A 14,632-nucleotide genomic window follows, 5' to 3' on the forward strand; every position below is an offset into this window, starting at 1 on the left:
AGGAATCGATTATGTGTACAACTTGTGGTTGCGGCATTGGGCAAACGCGCATTAACGGTCAATCGATGCGGTCGCGGCATCATTCAAATACCCGGCTTCACTATCGCCCGTTGCAATCCGCGCATGATCATGCGCATGAAAAAGTAGCCGCACCCGTAACAGCCAATCACGCAGCCGATACGCTGCATTTCGGCACCGGCATCGCGGGTACGCACGCGCCCGGTATGAATCAAACGCGAATGGTGAAAATTGAGCGTGATATTCTGGCAAAAAATAACCAATTCGCTGCTGAAAATCGCCGGTATTTAGCCGAGCACGGTATTTTTGCACTGAATCTGGTTTCCAGTCCGGGTTCCGGCAAAACCACGTTGCTCGTCAAAACGATTGAAATGCTGCGCGACCGGTTCCCGATTGCGGTGATCGAGGGCGATCAGCAAACCGACCACGACGCCGCACGTATCCGCGCAACCGGTGTCCCGGCATTGCAAATCAACACTGGTAAAGGCTGTCATTTGGATGCGCACATGATTGGCCAAGCTTTACAGCAAATGGTTGTAGCAGATAACAGCGTGTTATTCATCGAAAACGTCGGCAATCTGGTGTGTCCATCCGGTTTTGATTTGGGTGAAGCGCACAAAGTGGTCATTCTGTCCGCCACCGAAGGCGAAGATAAACCGCTGAAATATCCCGACATGTTTCATGCCGCCGATTTAATGTTGCTGAATAAATGCGATTTGCTGCCCCACTTAACTTTTGATGTCGATTTGACCATTGACTATGCGCACCGCGTTCATCCCGGATTACCCGTGCTGCAAATTTCCGCCACGCAAGGCAGCGGCATGCAGGCCTGGATTGATTGGATTAGCGCGGAATGCCTTCGCGCAGCAGCAAGCGAGTCTCCGCAACATATCGATTCCGCGCTTGGCTAATCCACGCGGTACCACTATCCCGCTGGCCATCAGCGGTCCTTCCGTTCTAGCTTGCGGCGCCTGGCTGAAAAATACCATTTGTGTAACGCAAGGCCATCGTGCACATATCTCTCCGTTGATTGGCGACTTGGCAACAGTAGAAGCTCGTCAGCAACTAAATCGAACCGTGCAGCGTCTATGCCAGGATTATTCCATTCAGCCGGAAATCGTCACGCACGACCTGCATCCGGATTTTTACAGCACGCAATTTGCGCAAACATACGCTGAACAGCGGCGTATTCCTGCATTGGCCGTACAGCATCATCATGCCCACATCGCTGCCATTTGCGCCGAACACCAATTGATTCAGCCGGTATTAGGCTTGGCGCTGGATGGTGTCGGTCTGGGAACGGACAACACACCTTGGGGCGGTGAGTTGCTATTGGTCGATGGCGCTCGTTTTGACCGGCTCGGTCACCTGACAACCTTGGCATTGCCAGGCGGTGACCGCGCCGCACAAGAGCCGTGGCGCATGGCTGCAGCAGCGTTATTCCGCTTAAATCGCGGCGCTGAAATTACCTCGCGTTTTCCAGATCAACCGGCGGCGGCGACGGTTGCCGCGATGCTGGCACAAAATTTGAATTGTCCCCATACATCCAGCATGGGGCGCTTGTTCGACGCAGCGGCCGGATTGCTGGACGTCAATGCGATTCAATCGAATGAAGCACAAGCCGCCATACAATTGCAGCAACTCGCCGAACAACATGGAGAAACTGGTGCGCTGATGGACGGTTATCGCATCAGCGCTGACAACCAACTGGATTTCTCGTCCTTACTGTCGGCACTGATCGATTGCCGTGATGCCGGACATGATGCCGCCTACGGCGCCGCGCTATTTCATGCCACACTGGTTGCCGGATTGGCGGCGTGGATTGTACAGGCGGCCGAACAACATCATATTTCACAGATAGCGCTGGGTGGCGGGTGTTTTCATAACGCGATATTGCGGCATGGCTTGATCCATCACTTGATTGCATCGCCGCTCCAAATCTTCATCGCACAGCAGATGTTGCCGGATGACAGCGCAGTTGCATTAGGCCAGGCATGGGTGGCATTGCAGCACAACCGGTTATAATGACGATTTCTTACAACCGAAGGCCTTAGAATGAGCAACAACTATGTACAACGCTTTCTTCTGGAAAATCTGGACATCCGCGGTGCCATCGTACACCTCGACTCGGTTTGGCAAGCCCTATTAACCGGGCGCAACTATCCACAACCGGTGACCCAGCTGGTAGGAGAGATGAGCGCCGTCACCCTGCTGCTGGGCGAAAATCTCAAGCAAGCCGGCCGGTTGACCATCCAATTGAATGGCAATGGTCCCGTTTCGATGTTGGTTATCGACTGCACCGATACTTTACATATTCGCGGCATGGCAAAACACGCAGAAAACATCGCAGCGCAGCCTGTGTCCGAACTGCTCGGTGATGGTCAATTGCTGATCACATTGGACATGCCGTCGATGCGCGAGTGTTATCAAAGCATCGTACCGCTCGACGGCAACAATATCGCCGAAATCTTTGAGCATTACTTCCGCCAATCCGAGCAACTGCCCTCGCGCTTATTTTTGATCACCACGGATACCGCCATTTTTGGCTTATTGCTGCAAAAACTGCCTAATGCCGATCTGCAAGACCCCGACGGCTGGGCGCGCGCCGAAGCACTGGCGGCGACAGTGCATGATCATGCACTATTCGACTTGACTGTGGAAGAAATACTGACCCGCCTGTTTTATCAAGAAACCATCCGCATTTTCGATGCACAAACCATCCAGTACGGCTGCCGCGAAGACTCTGCTAAGATTTACGCCATGCTACATTCGCTCGGCCGCGAGGAAGTCGATTCAATCCTGAAAGAATTCGGCGAAGTGGTTGTCAACGATGACATCTGCAATCGTGAGTACCGTCTGGATGCGCTGGCGGTTGATACCATATTCCGCGAGGCAGGGCCGACGGTTCATTGAGTTACAGCATATATCCTGCTAGAACTCATATATTATCGATATCTGCCGTTTTATACTTCACATATTTTTCACATTTGCTAAGATATGATCGGCTCAAGAATATCCCCGGTGAGCAAACGGTTTCTTTCTTGTAAGAAGCCTGACCGGGTTCACACGATGAAGTTAGGAGAATGATGATGGCACCACGAATAGCACATGTTGACGATGATTCCGATATCCGCGAAGCGGTTGAACGGATTCTTTGCAAGAATGGATATGAAGTTAGCAGTTATCTGTCCATGCAAGATTTTATCGATTCACTGGAAGATGAAAGCAAACGCCCTGATCTGGCAATTCTTGATGTAATGGTCGAATCCATGGATTCCGGTTTGACTACCTATGCAAAGATTCACAAACGCTTTCCACAAATACAAACCATTTTTCTCACCTCCTTGGGCGATATGATCAGACCTTATTTTGAGGATGGCTCGCATGAATGGGTGTGTATCATGGAAAAACCCGTCGAACCGGTAAGCTTATTGGCAACGATCAATGATCGATTAAAGCATACGGGAGAGGCTGCCTAGTTGGATTATGTGAAAATGGCGACAACTGAATTTTCCTGGGATAAATCCAATAGTCAAAATATTCTGCTTGAAATAAAAGGCGACAAACTTAAGCTCAGCGATGATGTATTAATCAGTAATATTCGCTGGTTTATTACTTTCCGCTGGGCATTAATTGTCACTTTGGTTTTCTTCGAAATCCTGATGCTATCGGCGTCGAATGTATTGACGCAATTTGGAATCAGCGAGCAGCAAAAATGGCCGGTCGCCATCATCATCGTACTGGTTGTCGCTAATATTGCTTACATCTTTGCATTAGACCGTTTCAAACCGGGTAAATATAACTCCCCCTCGATCAATCTATGGGTACAGATCATTGTCGATTTGATCTGTTTGTCTGTTGTTGTACATTATATTGGCAGCACGACTACACCCATTTCATTTTTCTATGTGCTGCATATTGCGCTTGCCTGCATCTTTTTTTCTACCCGCGAAAGCTTGTATGTCACCATTTTAGTGTGTCTCATGGATACGATAGTTATCATTGTTGATAACTTCCTGATCACGCAAACGCAAACGCCACTGTCAACATTGGTCAACAATCATCTGCTGTCGGAAAATGCGCGTAAAGATGGGGCAATGTTATGGATGTTTTTTCTCGATATCTTATTTTTTATCGTTTGGTATGTAGTGTCGAGACTTTCCCTGATCGTCCGGGCGCATGAGCGCCACCTGCTGGATGCTTATAGGCAAATCAATCAGGCGCAAGTCGAAAAAGATCAATACGCCGTGCTGATGACGCATCAGCTCAAATCGCCGTTGGATGCCATCCGCAGCAAAATCAATTTGATTAAAGGGGGTTATTGCGGAGATGCTTCAGACGGCGTAAATGAAGCATTGGACAAGATTGATAGCCGCGCACAAAGTATGTCGAGCTTGATTCTCGACTTGCTCAGACTCGAGCGCTTGAAAGATACCTGTCTTAATACCGCAGTGTTCGAGACAATCGACATTCAAACCACACTGCAAAAATGTATTGAGAAATTAACGCTCGTTGCCAATGCCAAACATATCGCATTCAATTTATCGATTGAAAATTTTTATTGCAAGGTTATCCCCGATCAACTGGAAATACTTCTGGAAAATATTATTACCAATGCGATCACCTATTCGCATGATAATACAGCGGTAGAAATTACATCCGCCATCAATCAGCGGGACCGAAGTGCTAGTATCACCATTACTGATCACGGTATAGGCATAGAGAATAAAGACTTACCGAATATATTCAACGAATATTTTTATTCGCCCAGGGCGGCACTGCATAACAAGGCAACCAGCGGAATTGGCTTGTCCATCGTAAGAATCGCGGCAGAAAATAATAAATTAAAAATCAAAGTGACCAGTGAACCAGGCGCGGGTACTTCGTTCACCGTACTGTTTAACGATATCGAATTGCCCGATGACGATCACTAGGGAAAACCCACTGACAACCTTCGTTTATCGATACCAACCCTATCTCTATTGATACTCATTGCAGTAGTCCCATCATTTCAATCCAATCTATTCGATTGTGCTGTGATACCAGTAGCGCCGGTTTGATTGTCTCCAACTCTCAACCGACCAGCCATTACTGGCAAAACGCAGCAAGATCGCGCCATCTCTGTCACTGCGCAGCAAGCGGCTGTTCAAGTTGAGATACCGTGCCATTACTTCTTCGCGCGGATGGCCATAGCGATTAAGGTAACCGACCGTAAAGACTGTCACTGCCGGACTCACCTGCCGCACAAAATTCATTGTTGACGATGACAGGCTGCCGTGATGTGGCGCGATCAGCACGGTTGCCGGAAGCTTCTCACTGGCGCGGCTAAGCAACGCTAATTCATCTTTACCTTCAATATCCGCTGGTAGTAATACGCTGCCATGCAGCGATGTGATCTTTAGCACGCAACTGTTTGAATTGGTTTTGCGTTGTGAATTTGCATAATCCTGCGGTAATGGGTGCAACAACTCAAAATGCACGCCATCCCAATGCCATGACTGTCCGGCATGGCATTGATCGTGATGCTTTGCAGTGCGCCGTATGGGATGCTGATCGTTCAAAGAAGACAACAACAATTCAACCGGTATTTCGTCCATTACCGACAAAGCGCCACCGCTATGGTCTGTATCCGCATGCGATACGATCATGGCATCCAGTTTCCGTATGCCCTCACCACGCAAGTATGGTACGACAATACGGCTGCCGCTATCGGTATCGCCAAAGCCAGGCCCAGTATCAAACAACACCGTATGATGCGCTGTACGCGCGACAACGGCCAATCCCTGACCGGCATCCAGGATCGTCAGCCATAACTCACCGCTTTTGGGTTGCGCAGGCAATACCCAAAACATCGGCAATAACGCCATCGCTCCGAGCCAGCGTGCTGGGAAACCTGCAAAGAATCCGCTTGCCAAACTTCCGGGCAACAGCATCCACAAAATTCCGCAAACGGCTGCCAAGATTGTCCACAGCGGCGGCGTATGCTGCTGCCATACGGCCTGTGGAAAATCACTCAGCGCGTGCAATATCGTCATAACGAAGCTTAAAACTTCGTGTGCCACCGGCAAAATAAAGTCAAACAGCGGTATCACTGCCAACAGAGTCAGCGGCACGACCACAAGACTTATCAACGGAATGGCAATAGCATTAGCAAGCGGCGATACCATCGGTACCTGCTGGAAGAAAATCAGTAACAGCGGAATTAACCCCAGGGTGATCGCCCACTGAACCCGCAACCAATCGGTAAACCAGTGAACTTTGCCAATCCGCCCTACCGTTATCAGCATAATGAGTCCGATGGCACCGAACGACAACCAGAATCCGGGCGCCATGACGGCCCAGGGATCGAGCAGAACCACCCAAAACAGCGCCCAAGCCAGCACCGTTGTTGCGGAAGATTGCTGCCCTCGCCATACTGCAATTGCCACAACGGCCAGCATATAGAGTGTCCGCTGCGCCGGAATTGCAAAACCGGACAGAACCGCATAAGCCAATGCCACAACCAGCCCAGCAACGACAGCAGCGCGGCGTGCCGGTAAACGTAACGTCAGATAAGCCGACCAGCGCCATGACCAGAAAACCAGCGCAAACATCATGCTGGAAATCATCGTGATGTGCAGCCCGGAAATGGCCATCAAATGATTGGTGCCGGTTCGGGTGAAAATTTGCCATTGATCGCGCGGGATAGCGTGTTGATCGCCCATAGCCAAGGCTTGCAATACACCCGCATACGCATGGCCGGGTAAATTGGCGGCAAAACGCTGCTGAATATCCTCACGGATATGCTCAACCCAGTATTTGGGCGTTGAAACCATTGGTTGCAGAAGTTCATTATCAACCGATGGGCGCACGTATCCGCTTGCACGAATATTACGCTCCAACGCCCACACTTCATAATCAAAGCCATGTGGATTTATGCTGCCATGCGGCTGCTTGAGCCGCACGGTAATACGCCAGCGTTCCCCCGCGTGCAGGTTTGGCCGCTCCAAACGGTACGTTCCTGTTTGCCGCTCTTTGAACCAGGATAATAGAAGATGTTGAGGCACAACCGCACCGGGTGTAATCACCTGCTCTACATCAAAACGGAAGCGGATACCACGTTCATTGCTGTGCTGCACACTCGCCACTACGCCGGTTATTTGTATATCCTTCCGCTCCCAGCTTGGCGGCAAGATATCGGACAAACGCCACTGTGCCAAAGCCGCAGCCCAGAAAAACCCGATCCCCAGGAAAAACAGACACAGTAAGATTTCGCGTAGCGTAATCGATGCGTCCGATGAATAACGCGCAAGCAATCCGCTGACGGCCAGGATCGGGATGAAACCCCAAGCCCAATCGAGTGCGGGCAAGTCAGCTTGCTGCTGCAGCAAACCAACCCCCAAAACAAAAGCCAGAATGTTTAATCGTACTGACAAACCGTTTCAACCTTCATGACGTGCAAATCAATGCTTAAAACATCAGTACGGCACCCGCAACTTTCACTGTAATCTCCAGTTCCTTCGTTTGTAGGATTTTTCTCATAAAATTATAGCGTTATGATTTGTAATAATTTGGTACTATAACATTACGTATTCTTAGCAGATGAAATACAGTTATGCTTGAATCACCGGGCACAGCTCCAGCATACGCGTAGGATGAGTAATAGGAGATAGTATGACGCAAAGTGAAGAGCAAAGAAGAAAAGATGACGATATAAAATTCAGCAAAACCGAGCTACTGAGCGAATTGCAAACGTCTCACTTTGAACTGGAGTTGCAGTACCGGGAACTTAAAGAAACACAGCAGCAATTGAGTGAATCTCACAGCCGCTTTGAAGATCTTTACGAATATGCACCAGTCGGCTACCTGACTTTAGACAAAACCGGGCACATTTTATCGCTTAATCTCAGGGGCGCGAAATTACTCAACAATGACCGCGAAGCGCTGATCGGCAAATCTTTCATGGAGTGCTTTTTTGATATCAACAAGCAAATTTTTACCGATTATTTGCAAAAAGTTTTCGTTACCTCAGGAAAAACCACAGTTGATCTAAAAATCAAGAACGCAGATGAGCATCTAAACTATCTCAGGCTGCAAAGCACAGTGATGTGTGATAACAGCACTTGCCTCATGATCATGTCCGATATCAGTCAGCTTAAGAAAACCATCAATCTTAATCGCAACCTATTAAATGAAAACAGACGGTTAATGAAAGAATTGTTTCAAGTGCAAGAAAAAGAACGGCGTTCACTCGCGCGTGAATTGCACGATGAGTTAGGGCAATGGCTTACGGTGATTCGCATCGAGAATGAAGTCATTCTGAATAACGCTCCGGCCGATTCGGTAAGTTCTGCCAGTGCGCGCGCAATCCGCGACTGTACTCAGAAAATGAATGAAGTAATCCATGAAATGCTGCATAAATTGCGGCCCGTGTTGCTGGATACGCTGGGATTGGTCGATGCTTTATTGGAACTGAAACGGCAATGGAGCACGCACCATCCGCAGATCATTCTTGAATTCAAATTGAGCGGTGAACTGGATAAATTGCACGAATCGATCAATATCGCCATCTTCCGTATCATCCAAGAAGGTTTGAACAATATCTACAACCACTCCGAAGCCACCTGGGCACAAATAAGCTTCAGCCGTGAAAGCAGTTTAGAGTGCATGGAAGATTGTTTGCTGCTCACCATCGAAGACAACGGCAAGGGATATAATATCAATCAACAATTTCGCGGATTAGGATTACTCGGTATGCGTGAGCGCGTCATTGCCATGGGTGGCACATTGTCGGTGCGCAGCGCATGCAATGAAGGCACGGAAATCAATATTAAACTGCCAATTGAACACTCAAATTATGACGAAACCAATCTCTATCCTGTTGATTGATGATCATCCCGTAGTGCGTACCGGTTATCGCCGGTTGCTGGAGAGCACACCCGATATCTGCGTTGTCGGGGAAGCCGACGATGGCGAGTCCGGTTACCAATACTACTTGGAATATCAACCGGATGTGACGATTCTGGATCTGAACATGCCGGGCATCGGCGGACTCGAAACCATCCGGCGCATCAAAGCCAGAGATCCCGCGGCACACGTCCTGGTATTCAGCATGCTGAATAATGTCACGATGGCGCAACGATCATTAAAAGCCGGAGCCACCGGATTTCTCAGCAAACAAAGCGGCATTGGAGAAATGGTTCAGGCGGTGCGGCAAGTCAATGCGGGAAAAATTTATATCGAATCGGAGTTAGCCGCAACACTGGCACTCAACGCAACACGCAAGGATACCTGCGAAAACCCTTTGGATATGCTCACCAAGCGAGAATTTCAAATATTCAAACTGATCGCGGAAGGAAACTCCAGCACGCAAATCGCGGAAAAACTCGCCATCAGCCCGAAAACCGTCGGTGTTCATCATGTCAACCTGATGCGAAAGTTACAATTGCAGAACACCACACAGCTTATTCGTCTGGCGATTAACAATAACGTCATTCAGACATAAATGACAGCGTAACTTAGGGTCTGTTAACACAATCTGATTGCTTCGACGATGAGAGCGAAGTGGATAAAGGAGATGAAGACGACATCGAGCTTATCGAACCTGGAGAAGATGCGGCGAAATCCCTTGAGCCTTCTGAACAATCGTTCGATCTCGTTGCGTTTTTTGTACATGGCACGGTTGTATTCCCAGGGTGACAAGCGATTTGCTTTGGGCGGAACAACCGGGATGTAACCCAAATCTAGTGCCAGTTGCCGGGTTTGGTCGCCCTCATAAGCACGATCCATCAGCAGGTAGGTGGGCGTATTGACGGGACCGAGGGAAAGCAAAAGCTGCCTGCCCTCTGGCGCATCGTGGGCGTGACCGGGCGAGAGGGCAAAGCCTATGGTTGTTCTGGAATCTGCGGCAACCAGATGAATTTTGGTGGTCCATCCACCTCGAGATTTTCCGATGGATTGGGGGCCGTTTTTTTTAACGCACCCGTACCGTCGGGATGGACTTTGATGCTGGTGCTGTCCAGCGAAACAGTTTCAATACGGATACGGATGATTTGCTGATGCTGAAGTTGCCCAAATACATGGCTCAGTACACCACTCTTTGCCCAGCGATTCATGCGGGTATAGATGGTATGCCAGTTGCCGAATCGCTTGGGCAGTCCTCGCCACTTGCAGCCATGCTCGGCAACGTAAAGAATGGCATTGAGAACTTGCAGATTGGAATGGCTGACGTTGCCACGCTGACGCGGCAGGCAGTGCTCGATCTGTTGATATTGAGTTTCGGTGATTTCCATCACCAAATTATATCAAATAGCGTTAACAGGCCCTAGTTAATGCGCAATGGAAATAAGCATAATACTTATTTTCTCAACCCGGCGCATCGATTAAGATGACTTCTCCGTAAGCAAGTCAAAGTGGCACCAAGCCATAGTCCCTCAATCAGGAGCAAAAATGACCAATATTTCCGCTGTTCTGGGTAGTGAAAGCGAGCTGCTGCTCAATCATGTCTGCCATACCATACCGAAGCAAAGCCTGCAGCTGCCCGGTGCTGATTTTGTCGATCGCGTCATGGCATTGAGCAACCGCAAACCCAGCGTATTGCGCAATCTGCAAGCGCTTTATAATCAAGGGCGTTTAGCGGGTACCGGTTATTTGTCATTGCTTCCGGTAGACCAGGGTGTTGAGCACTCGGCCGGTGCGTCATTTGCTCCCAATCCCATGTTTTTTGATCCCAAGAGCATTGTCGATTTGGCGCTTGAAGGCGGATGCAATGGTGTCGCATCCACATTGGGCGTGCTGGGTAGTGTAGCGCGGCGCTATGCGCACAAAATTCCGATGATTCTTAAAATCAATCACAATGAACTGCTGACTTATCCCAATAAATACGATCAAACACTTTTTGCCAGCGTCAATCAGGCATTTGATATGGGCGCGTGTGCGGTGGGTGCGACTGTTTTTTTTGGTTCGGACGAGTCCCGCCGTCAGATCCAAGAAGTTTCAGCAGCGTTTGAACATGCGCATAACTTGGGCATGGTCACCATTTTGTGGGCTTATACCCGTAACGCCGCGTTTAAAACCACCGAAAAGGATTATCACGTCAGCGCTGATCTGACCGGTCAAGCCAATCATCTGGCGGTAACCATCGGTGCCGACATCGTTAAGCAAAAAATGGCGACCAACAATGGCGGATACAACGCGATTAAATTCGGCAAAACGCACCCTAAGGTATACAGTGAACTGACAACGGAACACCCGATCGATCTGGTGCGGTATCAAGTGGCCAATTGCTACATGGGACGGATCGGCATGATCAATTCCGGCGGCGAATCCGGCAGCGATGATTTACAGCAGGCGATCCGTACCGCGGTCATCAACAAACGGGCAGGCGGGATGGGGTTAATCTCCGGGCGTAAGGCATTTCAAAAACCTTTTGCAGAAGGCGTCAAACTGCTGCACGCCATTCAGGATGTGTATTTATCCAACGAAGTCAATATCGCTTAGGCTATCTGGCCGAATGACAGCAAATGGCCGTGCCATACAGCGCACGGCCTGAAAATGAGCCATTATTTTCCGGATGCTTTAATCGCATCGAGATTAGCTTGCGCATCTTCATTTCCTTGTGCGGCCGCCTTTTTAAACCACTCGACCGCTTTTTTCTCATCCCTGTCTACGCCTTCTCCGGTGAAATACATGGCTCCCAGGTTATTCTGCGCATCGACATGACCTTGTTCGGCTGCACTCTTGAACAGTTCCGCCGCCTGTTCCATATCTTGCGGCACACCTTCACCGTTTGCGTACATCAATCCTAAATTAAACTGCGCATCGGCATAACCTTGTTCGGCAGCGCGGAAGAACCAGCCGGCAGCCAATTCCGGATCATTATTCAACACTTGGCCGGATAAGGTCTTGGATACTGCTTCCCCGGTGTAGTACATGACACCCAAGCTGTTTTGCGCAGCCGGGTCGCCTGCTCTGGCATCGGCCATTAATGCTTTAAATTTCTCTTCGGCGGCTTTAACGTCACCGACACCGCCGGGCATAATCTGATCTCTTAACTCAGCTTTCTCTTCCTCTGTCAGCCCTTCGCTCATGATGGACGGAATCTCACCCAATTTGGTGATCTCATTCAGCGGCGCGGATATTGAGCCTGCTTCTGATTTATCACTTTTCGGTTCACCATCGCAACCAGCAAGCAATGCAACCGTCGCAGCAAGAAATAAAACTGCCAAAACATTCATCTAGAATTTCCTCTATTCATTGGGTTATAACAATAACAACGCATTTTCAAATCCGGATGGACATCAAGATAGCATAGTAGTGACTACTTGGCTCCCGCCTTTATCAATAATTCAATCACTTCCTTATGATGATAAAGTTTGGCCAATGTCAGTGCAGTCGCGCTATTGCTGGCTTTCAGATTGGGATTGGCGTTTGCCGCCAGCAATGTATGAACCGCACCTAAATGGCCAAGCTGTGCCGCCAGCATCAGCGCTGTCGCGCCATTTTCCAATTGATAATTAACATCGGCGCCGGCATTGATCAATGTCTGAATGACTTGCCGATGACCTTGCTGCGCGGCCAGCGTCAGCGCCGTCATACTATCGGCGCGTTTTGCACTCACCTCGGCTTTTGCCGCCAGCAACAGATCGATGGCTTTCCTGCGGTCTTTCTCGGCCGCCATCATTAATGCCGTGCCATCTTCCGCAGCCGGCGCATTGACATCGGCACCGGCAGCCAGCAAAATTTCCACCGCCTGATCACGGCCATCACGAGCTGATCGCATCAACGGAGTATAGTCATCATCCGCTCTTAAATTGACATCCACACCTGCTTGTATAAATCGCTCGATTACAGTCGCATGGCCCTTTTTAACCGCCGCTAGAAAAGCCGCATTGAGTTCTTCTTGCTCAATACGTTGAGAATCCAGTATCTTTTTTACCAGTGGAAAATTACCCTTATCGGCGGCACTGATCAATTCGCTATCCAGATTCGCTGACCAGACTTCAGTGGAAACAATAGCAAGTAAAAATATTATCCATCCTGCCAATTTATTTTCAAAAAATCTCATCATGCAAAATTCCTTCCTATCCTCTTTGAGTCACACAGAAAATTCTCAAATTATCACCGCAGCATTGCTTCCATGAAACCGGCTTCACCGATTTCAAATATTGAACGCTGCGATTATACAGTTTAAGCCGTTTTCTTGCCTGCGCATCACAACAGACTTACCCAACCGCACATTCCACGATTCGTGGCAATATGCTATTCTCCTGCCGTATTCAACACGCAGTAATCATGACTCCAATCAGAATGCATGGGCTGCCACCGGAGTTCGCGGATAAAATATGGCATCCGGTCTATCAACCACACATAAATAATTCTGCAAAAATCTCAAGAAACACTATGATCACTGATCATTATGACATCGTTATCATTGGCGGCGGACCGGTGGGCATGGCTTTAGCGCTTGCGCTGCAGGATACCGGTATCTCAAGTCTACTGCTGGAAGCACGCGGCGTACCGGAAAAAGATGAAGATCCCCGCCCGCTCGCATTATCGCACGGCAGCCACTTAATCCTGCATCGCTTGGGTGTGTGGAACAAGCTGACAAAAAAAACACCGATCACGACAATTCATATTTCCAATCGCGGCAGCTTCGGCCAGACTGTTTTAACACCGGAAGATGCCGGTGTTCCTGCATTAGGATTCGTGGTCAACTATCACGATCTTTTTTGCTCGATGCATCACCGCTTGACTGGCAGTACCGCCGGTTATATTGCCGGTGCGATCGTCACCCGGTTAGAGACTACTGAAAACCTAGGCACGGTGCATTTTAATTACCAGGGGAAAGAACAGACAGTAACCGCTCAGCTGCTGGTCTTGGCCGATGGCGGCAAATTGGCTCAGCAATTACCTGATGTCGTCTATCAGACGCACGATTACCACCAATACGCCGTTGTCGCCAATATCAAAGCGCAGAAAAAACAAACCGGCATTGCATACGAACGCTTTACTGCCGATGGCCCCGTCGCATTGCTACCCAATGCAGAAGATTTCGCATTGGTTTGGACGGTAAGCCCTGAAGCAGTTCAAGAGATCACCTCGTTAAACGATAGCGATTTTCTGCTCCGCTTGCACCGGCATTTTGGCGACCGTCTGGGAAAATTCACGCACGCCGGAAAAAGATCGGCATTCCCGCTCACACTTAAACACGCAATTTCCACTACCTCGCAACGCACCGCATTGATCGGTAATGCTGCCCAAACATTGCATCCCGTCGCCGGACAAGGATTTAATCTGGGACTGAGAGATGCCTACGAATTAGCATGCGAAGCCATCAATACCCAAAGCGCAGCGCGGGAAATCGGCACAGCAGCGATGCTGTCCGGCTACCAGCAAAAAAGACGAATGGACAGCAGTGGCGGGAGAATTTTTACCGATTCCCTCATTAAACTTTTTTCCAACGGCAATGGAATACTCAAACATGCGTGTGGAATCGGTTTGAGCACACTGGATTGCATGCCGCCGCTGAAACGATTTGTCGCCCGCCGCATGATATTCGGGGCGCGCGGATAATTTCATTCTCTATCCACTATCTGCCCGGCAAAACTAAAGCTATAATTCGCCATTGTGCGCT

General features: G+C 49.2%; 13 protein-coding genes. 9 read left to right on the forward strand and 4 right to left on the reverse strand.

Annotated features, from left to right (window positions below):
* Positions 1–11: 11 nt before the first annotated feature.
* The 5 genes from hypB to R2083_RS08440 all read left to right on the forward strand — a co-directional run bounded on the left by hypB (position 12) and on the right by R2083_RS08440 (position 4,952).
* The gene (gene hypB, locus R2083_RS08420) at positions 12–929 is read left to right on the forward strand and encodes a hydrogenase nickel incorporation protein HypB (protein ID WP_317530591.1); all 918 of its coding nucleotides are present in this window, start codon (positions 12–14) and stop codon (positions 927–929) included.
* Complete coding sequence (locus R2083_RS08425) at positions 853–2,043, forward strand: carbamoyltransferase HypF (RefSeq protein WP_317538172.1); 1,191 nt, start codon at positions 853–855, stop codon at positions 2,041–2,043. Before hypB ends, R2083_RS08425 begins: the two co-directional genes overlap by 77 nt.
* A 30-nt stretch (positions 2,044–2,073) precedes the next feature.
* Positions 2,074–2,931, forward strand: coding sequence for an Hsp33 family molecular chaperone HslO (locus R2083_RS08430; protein WP_317538173.1), 858 nt, complete (start codon positions 2,074–2,076; stop codon positions 2,929–2,931).
* Between the two features lie 176 nt (positions 2,932–3,107).
* Entirely contained in the window at positions 3,108–3,497 is a 390-nt protein-coding gene (locus R2083_RS08435; RefSeq protein WP_317530588.1) for a response regulator, read from the forward strand.
* 15 nt (positions 3,498–3,512) lie between these two features.
* Positions 3,513–4,952 (forward strand): HAMP domain-containing sensor histidine kinase, encoded by a 1,440-nt coding sequence (locus tag R2083_RS08440; protein WP_317538174.1) that lies wholly within the window; start codon positions 3,513–3,515, stop codon positions 4,950–4,952.
* 87 nt (positions 4,953–5,039) lie between these two features.
* On the opposite strand, the gene R2083_RS08445 is transcribed toward R2083_RS08440, so the two are convergent.
* On the reverse strand, positions 5,040–7,433 hold the full coding sequence (locus R2083_RS08445) for a DNA internalization-related competence protein ComEC/Rec2 (protein WP_317538175.1): 2,394 nt from the start codon (positions 7,431–7,433) through the stop codon (positions 5,040–5,042).
* Positions 7,434–7,671: 238 nt separating this feature from the next.
* Here R2083_RS08445 and R2083_RS08450 point away from each other — a divergent pair, with 238 nt between their 5' ends.
* Both R2083_RS08450 and R2083_RS08455 read left to right on the forward strand, forming a co-directional pair.
* The gene (locus tag R2083_RS08450) at positions 7,672–8,886 is read left to right on the forward strand and encodes an ATP-binding protein (RefSeq protein WP_317538176.1); all 1,215 of its coding nucleotides are present in this window, start codon (positions 7,672–7,674) and stop codon (positions 8,884–8,886) included.
* Positions 8,855–9,502, forward strand: coding sequence for a response regulator transcription factor (locus R2083_RS08455; protein ID WP_317530584.1), 648 nt, complete (start codon positions 8,855–8,857; stop codon positions 9,500–9,502). Before R2083_RS08450 ends, R2083_RS08455 begins: the two co-directional genes overlap by 32 nt.
* A gap of 23 nt (positions 9,503–9,525) precedes the next feature.
* On the opposite strand, the gene R2083_RS08460 is transcribed toward R2083_RS08455, so the two are convergent.
* Positions 9,526–10,289, reverse strand: a protein-coding gene (locus R2083_RS08460) for an IS5 family transposase (RefSeq protein WP_317529838.1) whose coding sequence is annotated in 2 segments (ribosomal slippage) — positions 9,526–9,974 and positions 9,974–10,289 — 765 coding nt in all. Because the reading frame shifts where the segments join, the coding sequence is not laid out codon by codon here.
* A gap of 157 nt (positions 10,290–10,446) precedes the next feature.
* Here R2083_RS08460 and R2083_RS08465 point away from each other — a divergent pair.
* Positions 10,447–11,496 carry a class I fructose-bisphosphate aldolase gene (locus tag R2083_RS08465; protein ID WP_317538177.1) on the forward strand — a complete coding sequence of 350 codons (1,050 nt, stop codon included), beginning with the start codon at positions 10,447–10,449 and terminating at the stop codon, positions 11,494–11,496.
* Between the two features lie 62 nt (positions 11,497–11,558).
* On the opposite strand, the gene R2083_RS08470 is transcribed toward R2083_RS08465, so the two are convergent.
* Positions 11,559–12,233 (reverse strand): tetratricopeptide repeat protein, encoded by a 675-nt coding sequence (locus R2083_RS08470; protein WP_132426505.1) that lies wholly within the window; start codon positions 12,231–12,233, stop codon positions 11,559–11,561.
* An 83-nt stretch (positions 12,234–12,316) separates the two neighbouring features.
* A complete protein-coding gene (locus R2083_RS08475) occupies positions 12,317–13,066 on the reverse strand; it encodes an ankyrin repeat domain-containing protein (RefSeq protein WP_317530581.1) in 750 nt (249 codons plus the stop codon).
* 332 nt (positions 13,067–13,398) lie between these two features.
* Here R2083_RS08475 and R2083_RS08480 point away from each other — a divergent pair, with 332 nt between their 5' ends.
* The gene (locus tag R2083_RS08480; protein WP_317530580.1) at positions 13,399–14,571 is read left to right on the forward strand and encodes an FAD-dependent monooxygenase; all 1,173 of its coding nucleotides are present in this window, start codon (positions 13,399–13,401) and stop codon (positions 14,569–14,571) included.
* Positions 14,572–14,632: the final 61 nt, after the last annotated feature.

The organism is Nitrosomonas sp. Is35 (genome assembly GCF_033063295.1).
In the GTDB taxonomy this organism is placed as follows: domain Bacteria; phylum Pseudomonadota; class Gammaproteobacteria; order Burkholderiales; family Nitrosomonadaceae; genus Nitrosomonas.